Genomic DNA, 8,825 nt, shown 5'->3' with positions numbered 1-8,825 from the left:
GGCTTGGTCTCATCGAGGACGGCATCGAGGCTGGTGCCGATGACGGCCCCGGCAAGCCCGTATTCGCGCGCTCTCGCCTGCGCCCGTTCGGCGTCGAGGTCGACTAGGCCGGCAATCGTCAGCCCGTCGATCTGCCTCGCGGCATCGAGCCACTGCCTGCTCATCGCTCCGCAGCCGGCCAGGACGACCTTCATCCAGCGCTCCTCCTCCGCTCGGCCCCTCCAGGCCGATCGTCACGGCGTCCACGGCATCACCGTAAACGTTTTTCCGTAAACGTTTACGAGAACACACCCGATAGCGTAGAATGTCAATCGGCTGTTTTGCGAAAATCATCCCAAAGCCTTGGCCTGAGCGGCAGCCAGTGCTAGCCAAGGCAGGGGGAGAACCGTCCTTGGCGTCCAGCATCCACGACCTTGCGCGTCACCTGAACATTTCGATCGGCACCGTGTCGCGCGCGCTGAACGGCCGCGCCGACGTCAATGCCGACACACGCCAGCGCGTGCTGGATGCGGCCAAGAAGCTGAACTACGCCCCCAATCAGTCCGGCCGCAGCTTGCGGCAAGGCGCCACCCGTTCGATCGCCTTCATGCTGCAGCCGCATCCGGGCGACCAGCAATATGGCGAACCGTTCTTCATCCCGCTGCTGATCGGGCTGCAGGGCAGGCTCGCCGAAAGCGGGCTGGACCTTACCGTGGTGATGGGCGCCCCCGGCGACTACCAGCAGGAGCGCCTGCGCCGCGTGGTCGAGACACGCCGCGCCGACGCGGTAGTGCTGGCCTGGACACGGCGCGAGGACGAGCGCATTGATTATCTGGCCGAGAGAGGCTTTCCCTTCGCCACGCTCGGCCGCAGCCGTTCGGGTGGCAAGTCATACCCTTCGCTGGATCTCGATTTCGAGAAGGCCGGCAGCGACGCCGTCGACAGGTTGGTGGCGCGCGGCCACCGACGCATCGCCGCCATCCGCCCTGCCCTCAACCTCAATTTCGGCTACCTGTTCCTCGACGGCTACCGCAAAGCCTTGAAGCGGCATGGCATCGAGGTCGATCCTGCCCTGATCGCCGACGGCTTCATCAACGAGGCCGGCGGCTATCAGGTGACGCCGCGTGTGATGCTGGCAAAAGACCGGCCCACCGCCATCATCTTCAACAACGACGCCATGGCGCTCGGCGGCTGCAAGGCGCTCGCCGAAATGGGCATCCGACCCGGCCATGACATCGCGGTGATCGTCATCGTCGACACCCCGCTCTGCCGCTATTTTTCCCCGGCGCTGACCGCCTTCCGCCCGGCGCTTGAACCGATGGGCCGGCGGCTGGCCGAGATGCTGCTCGCATCGCTTCCTGCCTTCGCCGGCCCGGAAGGGGCGCGGATCATGCGCGAGGTCTGGCCGCTGGAGCTGATCGCGAGAGAAAGCGACTGAAAGCATTGCCGAAGGCTGGCCGGGCAGGCCTCAATCCACCTTCTTCTCGCCCTTCTCGCCAGCCTTGACGATGTCGCCGGTGGTGAACAGGATCTCCTTCAGCTCCGCCCGCCAGTCTTCCTTCTGACGCAGCAGGAATTCGAGATTCATGCCGAAGTGCTTGAATTCCTCACCTTGCGCATTCTTCATGATGGCGCGCGCCTGCGCGTCCTTTTCCACCGACATGCGCTGTTCGTACCAACTGATCGCCTCCGCCTCCTCGATCAGCGATGTGATCATGCGGGCAAAGGTCCGCACCTTCTGCGTCAATTCCTCCGCCGGCTCGTGATACTGATCGAAACCCATTTGTCCTCCTGAGCCCATGGCTCGACCGACGATCGCGGCGATGCCTGGGCTCGCCTGCAACGGTTCCGATTGGAAAATGGTTCCGGGCACGCGCCGGCGCGGCCTGTCACGCAAGTATCATGTTGGAGTCCTAGACCGCTTGCGGAAGGTGCTGGCGGCATGTCGATGCGACACCCGCTCAGGCATGCTCTGTCACAAGGGGATATCGATGAAACATCTCAGCCGGACTGCCGCACTTGGCGCGGCACTTGCCCTGTTCACCACCCTGACGCCCGCGCTCGCCGATGGCGTCGCCTATGTCAACAAGGGCCTGGTCGGCGTCGGCCGTATCCCCGCCAGCCAGAAGGACAAGTTCGGCGAGACCTTCGGCTCCGGTTCCGGCATGGCGATCGACGTCAAGGGCTGGGCGCGCGACGGAAACGCCTACAAGGGTTCACTGTGGCTGCTGCCGGATCGCGGCTACAACGTCGTCGGCACCACCGATTACCGCGCCCGTCTCAACACCATTTCGATCGAGCTTGCACCGACCGCTCCGGGCGCGGCGCTCGCCGCCGGCCAGGAACAGTCGGGTGTCAAGGCGACGCTCGCCGACACCTTGCTATTGACCGACGACAAGGGCGCTGACGCGACCGGCCTCGACCCGCTGAACGGCGTCCGCCCGGCAGCCGGCGACATGCCGATCCTGCCGCAGGCCGACAATGGCAAGCTCTCGCTGGACGACGAGGCGATCGTGCGGCTGCCCGACGGCACCATGTTCATCTCCGACGAATACGGCCCGAACATCTATCGTTTCTCGGCCGAAGGCCGCCTGATGTCGGCCACTCAGCCGCCGGCCGCCCTGGTGCCGATGCGCCACGGCAAGCCGAACTTCGCCTCCGACAATCCGGGCCCGGGTGCCGCCGAGCCCGACCCGAAGGATCCCGAGACCGGCCGCCAGAACAACCAGGGCCTGGAAGGCATGTCGCTGACGCCGGACGGCAAGTTCCTGATCGCCGTGCTGCAGTCGGCGCCGCGTCAGGATGGCGGTGATTCCGGTTCGACGCGCCAGAACACCAGGGCGCTGGTCTATGACGCTTCCGACCTCGCCCACCTCAAGCTGGCGCATGAATATGTCGTGCCGCTGCCGGTGTTTAAGGACGCCAAGGACAAGACCAAGGTGGCGGCCCAGAGCGAGATCGTCGCGCTCTCCAACACAAGCTTCCTGATGCTGACGCGCGACAGCGGCAACGGCCAGGGCGTGAAGGGCGAAGAGTCGCTCTACCGCAAGATCAACATCGTCGACCTGTCCGGCGCGACCGACATCGCGGGCGGCCCGTTCGACGCCGCCGACAAACCGGTGGCGCCGAAGGGCGTGCTCGATCCGTCGGTGAGCCCGGCCAAGCTCACGCCGTTCATCGACATCAACGACAAGGCCCAGCTTGGCCGCTTCGGCCTGCACAATGGCAAGCCGAACGACAAGGACAATCTCTCTGAGAAATGGGAGGCGATGTCGCTGGTCAGCGTGCTCGATCCGAAGCTGCCCGACGACTACTTCTTGTTCGTCGCTAACGACAACGATTTCCTGACCCAGGACGGCTTCCAGGTCGGCGCGCCCTACAAGGCCGAGGACGGCGCCGATGTCGACACCATGTTCCTGGTCTACCAGGTGACGCTGCCGAACCTCGCCACGAACTAGCTGCAGACAGAAAGGCGGACGCGCCGGGCGCGTCCGCCTTCAGGCCATTTGCCGATGATCTACTTCAAGATCTCCGCGTCCCTCGGCACGCCGGCATCGATCGGCTCGGCCGTCCTGTTCGACACGGCCGTGAGCTTGCCGGCGGGCGACAGGTTCGGGCGCACGTAGACCTGCGCGACGCCGTTAACACGACTGTAGAGGTCGATGATGTCCTGGTTCATGAAGCGCACGCAGCCGGACGAAGCATTCTTGCCGATGGAATCCCACTCCGGCGTGCCGTGCAGCCGGTACATCGTGTCCTTGCCGTCGCGGAAGAGATAGAGCGCCCGAGCGCCGAGCGGGCTCTGCGGACCGGGCGGCATGCCGTCCTTGTATTTCGCCAGTTCCGGCCGGCGCTGGATCATTTCCGGCGGCGGCGTCCAGACCGGCCACTTCTTTCGCGCCTGAACCACGGCGCTGCCGGTCCATCCGAAACCGGCCTTGCCGAGGCTGACGCCATAGCGGATGGCCTCGCCGCCGTCGCGCACCAGATAGAGGAAATGCTCGGAGGTGTCGACGACGATCGTGCCGGGTTTTTCGCCGGTCGGGTCGGGCACGATCTGGCGCACGAACTTCGGATCGAGCTTGGCCACCGGGATTGCCGGCAGCTGATAGCCCTCGTCGACGCGTGCCGCATACATGCTCTCGGCAGCGCCGAAAGCCGAATCGCTTGGCGGCGGCGGCGCTGCCGCCGGTGGCGCCACGTCGGTGGTGGTGCAGGCCGAAAGAGCCACGGAGGCGGCTCCCAGAGCGGACGCACCGAGAAACGCGCGCCGGTTCAGGCGCTCAGGAAACAGCACAGTATCGGACATGATCCCCCCGGCTATCGATAAGATCTATTAAGGAGTGCGGCCCCACGCACCCGGGATCAATAGCCCATTCCGCACGCTTTGAGAACATGACTGGATAAACGCACGCCAGGGCTTGATGCCGAAAGTGTGAAGCGATTTTCGCGCCAGGCGGAATTTTCCGGCGTCGCATCGATCTCCACAAGCCGGCAAGAACAAGGTGGTTCGCCGGTGCTCGCGGCGATAGACGGTCGGTCAGCGCGATCGACCGCGACGTCCACCTGGGTTGCCGGCATTGATGTGATCGACCAGGGCCCGCAGCTTCGGAGCCATATTCCTTCTGTTTGGGAAATACAGAAAAAAGCCCGGGAATGAGGGCAGATATTGCTCAAGCAAGGAGACGAGCGCGCCGCTCTCGACATAGGGGCGGAAAGTCTCCTCGGTAGCGAAGGTGATACCAGCCCCAGCCAGAGCGCTGCGCAGCATGAGGCGCAAATCATTGGTGGTGATCTGCGGCTCAACCGCGACATTGAAGGAAGTGCCGTTCTCTTCGAATTCCCATCGATAAGGCGCGTTTTCCGGCGAGCGGCGCCAACCAATGCAGCGGTGGCGGACCAGATCGCGGGGATGTTCCGGCATGCCATTCGCCACCAGATATTCGGGAGAAGCGACGACAGCCTCCCTCACTTGCCCACCGACAGGCACGGCGATCATGTCCTGCTCTATGACCTCGCCCAACCGAACCCCGGCATCGAACCCGGCGGCAACGATGTCGAATTCCTCATCCGTTACGGTGACATCGACAATCACGTGCGGATGCGCTTCGGCAAAGGTCGTCAACAAAGGACCGGACAAAAACGGCTCGGCAATCGAGGTGACCGCGATCCTCAGCCTCCCCCTTGGGGATTGGTCACCATCGACACCCTCAAGCGCCTGCACAATATCGGACATGGGCCGACAGAGCGCATCATAAAGCCGCTGTCCCGCCTCGGTCAGGCGCACGGCCCTGGTGGTGCGCGTGACGAGCATCGCACCGAGATCGTCTTCAAACCGTCGTATTCCCTGGCTGACGGCAGAGCGGGTGACCCCTAGACGATCAGCGGCGGCGCGAAAATTGTCCTCCTCGGCCACGGCAAGAAAGAGGGGGAGAAGATTATAGTCCAGTCGCATTGTCAAACATTACTAACCAGCCAGTCGAGCATTCGACAGATACACGCAACATCAATTCTCGTCCAACCTTTTGGTGCCATTCGACAACCAGAAGGAAGATCGACATGAAAGCACTACTTCTAGCAGCCTGTTTGCTGGCCCTGGCCGAGCCAGTCGCGGCCCAACCCTGTCCGCTGGACGGAGGCAACGCCCCGCTTGCCCTTCACAAATCGTGGATCATGGAGGGGTGGGAACGCAATGAAGGCGACCCGACCTTCGTCTTCGCCGAGAAGATGAGCCGCTACTATGATGTGAAGGCACCCCGGGGCGTCTTCTACGACAATTTCGCACCCGGCCCGACACAGCTTTTCGACAACGCCGCTGTCTACGGAGCGAACTGGGAGAACCTCCAGAATGGCGCACGCTCCGTTCGCCACGCGCTCACCGGCGGTGATGATCAGATTGCGGGAGGCGATGTCGCCTCCACGACAATCGGTTTTGTCGGGCAGATCAGCCGCCTCGACGGAGAGGTCGTCGCATTCGACGGGCGCTCGCAGCTCGGTTGGGTCTGCATCGACGGCGCGTGGAAGATCCGTCAGGAGCTGAATTACGCGCGGGTGGTCAAACCGCAGGATATTGCACACTTCTATCCGCAGCAGGCGGAAGGCAAATGAGCATGTCCGATGCCACCCATCCCTACGTCGGCATGTGGGTTACGGCAGATGGCCATATCCGGCATCAACTCCTGCCAACCGGCCGCTATCTCGAGGCGCGCGGCAATCGCGAGCGCGCCTACGAGGGACGTTACGAGATAAATGCGAGCCACATCTACTATTGGGACGACACGGGGTTCACCGCCGACGGCGAGTTCGTTGACGGCATCCTGCACCATGCCGGCATGATCCTCTATCGGCAATAGACGGTGGAGGGGGACCAGGCGTGAATTTCGCGCCCGGCCTTTCCGATACGGCTCACGCAGCCGGCGGGCAGCGTGGCCATCGATCTGGCGGAAATGGATGTATGCGAAACAGGCCTGCGATAGGATCGCGGGCCTGATTCATTTTCGGTGCCCCACCATGGACGAGAAGACACCTGCCCGCCGGCGCACCGGCGACCTCACCAGCGGCCCGATCCCGCGCACGCTGCTGCTGTTCGCCTTGCCGGTGCTCGGCTCCAACGTGCTGCAGTCGCTCAACGGCTCGATCAATGCCGTATGGGTCGGCCGCTTCCTCGGCGAGGCGGCGCTGACCGCGACTTCCAACGCCAATCTGGTGCTGTTCCTGATCCTCGGCACGGTGTTCGGCATCGGCATGGCCGCCACCATCCTGGTCGCGCAGTCGGTCGGCGCCCGCGACCTGCCGGAGGCGCGGCGCATCGTCGGCACCAGCGCCACCTTCTTCTTCCTCGTCTCGGTGGTGTTCGCCGTCTACGGCTGGATCTGGGTCGACGCCATCCTCAACACGCTGGGCACGCCGGCCGACGCGCTGCCGCTGGCACGCTCCTACCTGCGCATCATCTTCGTCGCCGTGCCGATGATGAACCTGTTGTCCTTCGTCATGACGGTGCTGCGCGGTGCCGGCGATTCGCGCACGCCGTTCGTCTTCATGGCGCTGGCGGTCGTCCTCGACATCGTGCTCAACCCGCTGCTGATCCGCGGCCTCGGGCCGTTCCCGGAGCTCGGCATCGCCGGATCCGCCACCGCCACGCTGATCGGCCAGACGGTGAGCGTGATCGCCATCCTGATCGTGCTCTATGCCCGCAAGCATCCGCTGAGGCTCGCCGGCGCCAACCTCGCCCTGCTGCGGCCCGATCCGGCGCTGCTCAGGATCGTCGTCTTCAAGGGCGTGCCGATGGGCCTGCAGATGATCGTGATTTCCGCCGCGGCGCTGACGGTCATGGGCATCGTCAATTCCTACGGTTCTCAGGTCGCCGCCGCCTACGGCATCGCCGCGCAGCTCTGGACCTATATCCAGATGCCGGCGCTCGCCATCGGCGCCGCCGTCTCCTCGATGGCGGCGCAGAATGTCGGCGCCGGGCGCTGGGATCGCATCGGCAAGGTCGCGGCTTCGGGCGTCGGCTTCAACCTGGTGCTGACCGGCGCGCTGGTCTTCCTGCTGTTTTTCTTCGACCGTTCGATCCTCAGCCTGTTCCTCAGCACCGACAGCGCGGCCATAGACATCGCCGCCCACATCAACAATGTCGCGTCCTGGTCGTTCATCCTGTTCGGCGTCACCATCGTGCTGTTCGCCACAGTGCGCGCAACCGGCGCGGTGATGCCGCCGCTGATCATCCTGGTGATCTCGGTGCTGATCGTGCGCTCCGGCTTTGCCTATTTCTTCCGGAGCGTGATCGGCGAGGAGGCGCTCTGGTGGAGCTTTCCGGCCGGCTCGATCACTTCACTGGCGCTGGCCGCCGCCTACTACCGTTTCGGCGGCTGGCGCACCCTGCACATGATCGAGGGCAGGCCGGCCGCCGGCGAACCGCCGGACACTGGTCTCGGCGTGCCGCGCCAGCGCGCGAACATGGCGCCCGAGACGCCGGACGGCTGAACCCTAGCGCGCGTATTTCGCGCCGAACCCCAGCGCCACCAGCGCAAAGACCGTGATCATCCCGGCAAAGGCCAGGCTTGCTGCCGTCGCGCTCGTCCAGTTCGACAGGATGCCGATGCCGATGACCGGCAGCGCGTTGCCGCAGAAGCAGCAGATGAAGAAGGCCGACACAACTTCGGCGCGCCGGTCGTCCGGCGCGATCTGGTTCACCACCTGCAGGCCGCCGCGATAGCCGAGCGCCGCCGCCACGCCGCACAAGCCGGTTGCGGCGATCATGATTGCCATGGACGCATAGACTTGCGCGGCAACGACCAGCGCCACGGTTGGGGTCATCAGCGCCAGCGCCGCCAGCATGGTGATGCGGCTGGACAGTCGCACCGTCAGCAGGATGGTCGCGGCCGCCACCATCGACAGCTCGAAGAACAGCGCGCCGGCCTCGGCATGATTCGTGACCTGCAACTGCTGCGCCAGAATGCTTGGCGCCAGCGCCGCGTAGAAGCCGACCAGCGCCATGGCGCCGAAGCCAGTCACCGCCGGCGCCACGAAGGCCGCGCGGATGTCGGCGGGCACCGACAGCCGTGGCCACATCGAGACGTCCGAGAGCCGCCCTGGCCGCGACACGGTTTCCTGGGTGCGCCAGATCAAGAGCGTGACCAGGGCAAGCAGCGCCAGATAGAGCGCGAATGTCAGCCTGAGTGGCCAGGGCGCGTATTCGGCAAGCATCCCCGACACCAGCGCGCCGAGGCCGAGGCCGACGAAATTGGTGCTGGTGGCGATGGTTGCGGCGCGCGATCTGTCCTCGCTGTCGAGCAGCTCGGCGAGCCAGGCGGTGCCTGTTCCCGCGCCGACGCCGATGCCAAGAC

General features: G+C 64.7%; 9 protein-coding genes and 1 pseudogene. 5 read left to right on the top strand and 5 right to left on the bottom strand.

What is annotated here, in order from left to right; translation table 11 throughout:
- A pseudogene (locus EN781_RS17520) lies at positions 1-194 on the bottom strand (gfo/Idh/MocA family oxidoreductase); the annotation flags it as partial.
- A gap of 197 nt (positions 195-391) precedes the next feature.
- Here EN781_RS17520 and EN781_RS17515 point away from each other — a divergent pair.
- Positions 392-1,417, top strand: a complete 1,026-nt coding sequence (locus tag EN781_RS17515) for a LacI family DNA-binding transcriptional regulator (RefSeq protein WP_126053928.1) — start codon at positions 392-394, stop codon at positions 1,415-1,417.
- 30 nt (positions 1,418-1,447) lie between these two features.
- Here the strand turns inward: EN781_RS17515 and EN781_RS17510 are convergent, their stop codons facing one another.
- Positions 1,448-1,762, bottom strand: coding sequence for a hypothetical protein (locus EN781_RS17510; RefSeq protein WP_126053927.1), 315 nt, complete (start codon positions 1,760-1,762; stop codon positions 1,448-1,450).
- A 208-nt stretch (positions 1,763-1,970) separates the two neighbouring features.
- On the opposite strand from EN781_RS17510, the gene EN781_RS17505 reads away from it, so the two are divergent.
- Positions 1,971-3,437: an esterase-like activity of phytase family protein gene (locus EN781_RS17505; RefSeq protein WP_126053926.1), complete on the top strand. Its 1,467-nt coding sequence runs from the start codon at positions 1,971-1,973 to the stop codon at positions 3,435-3,437.
- Between the two features lie 59 nt (positions 3,438-3,496).
- On the opposite strand, the gene EN781_RS17500 is transcribed toward EN781_RS17505, so the two are convergent.
- Positions 3,497-4,288: a L,D-transpeptidase gene (locus EN781_RS17500; protein ID WP_126053925.1), complete on the bottom strand. Its 792-nt coding sequence runs from the start codon at positions 4,286-4,288 to the stop codon at positions 3,497-3,499.
- A 231-nt stretch (positions 4,289-4,519) separates the two neighbouring features.
- On the bottom strand, positions 4,520-5,434 hold the full coding sequence (locus tag EN781_RS17495; protein WP_126053924.1) for a LysR family transcriptional regulator: 915 nt from the start codon (positions 5,432-5,434) through the stop codon (positions 4,520-4,522).
- A 104-nt stretch (positions 5,435-5,538) separates the two neighbouring features.
- Here EN781_RS17495 and EN781_RS17490 point away from each other — a divergent pair, with 104 nt between their 5' ends.
- The 3 genes from EN781_RS17490 (at position 5,539) to EN781_RS17480 (ending at position 7,962) form a co-directional block, all read left to right on the top strand.
- A complete protein-coding gene (locus tag EN781_RS17490) occupies positions 5,539-6,087 on the top strand; it encodes a hypothetical protein (protein ID WP_126053923.1) in 549 nt (182 codons plus the stop codon).
- Positions 6,084-6,332, top strand: a complete 249-nt coding sequence (locus EN781_RS17485; protein ID WP_126053922.1) for an Atu4866 domain-containing protein — start codon at positions 6,084-6,086, stop codon at positions 6,330-6,332. Before EN781_RS17490 ends, EN781_RS17485 begins: the two co-directional genes overlap by 4 nt.
- A 157-nt stretch (positions 6,333-6,489) precedes the next feature.
- Complete coding sequence (locus EN781_RS17480) at positions 6,490-7,962, top strand: MATE family efflux transporter (protein ID WP_126053921.1); 1,473 nt, start codon at positions 6,490-6,492, stop codon at positions 7,960-7,962.
- A gap of 3 nt (positions 7,963-7,965) precedes the next feature.
- Here EN781_RS17480 and EN781_RS17475 read toward each other — a convergent pair.
- Positions 7,966-8,825 (bottom strand): MFS transporter (locus EN781_RS17475; protein ID WP_127400182.1); only part of this gene is annotated, 860 nt, incomplete at its 5' end.

Origin of the sequence: Mesorhizobium sp. M4A.F.Ca.ET.090.04.2.1 (genome assembly GCF_003999085.1) — a bacterium.
GTDB lineage: Bacteria > Pseudomonadota > Alphaproteobacteria > Rhizobiales > Rhizobiaceae > Mesorhizobium.
This window is presented reverse-complemented; position numbering and strand designations above follow the sequence as displayed.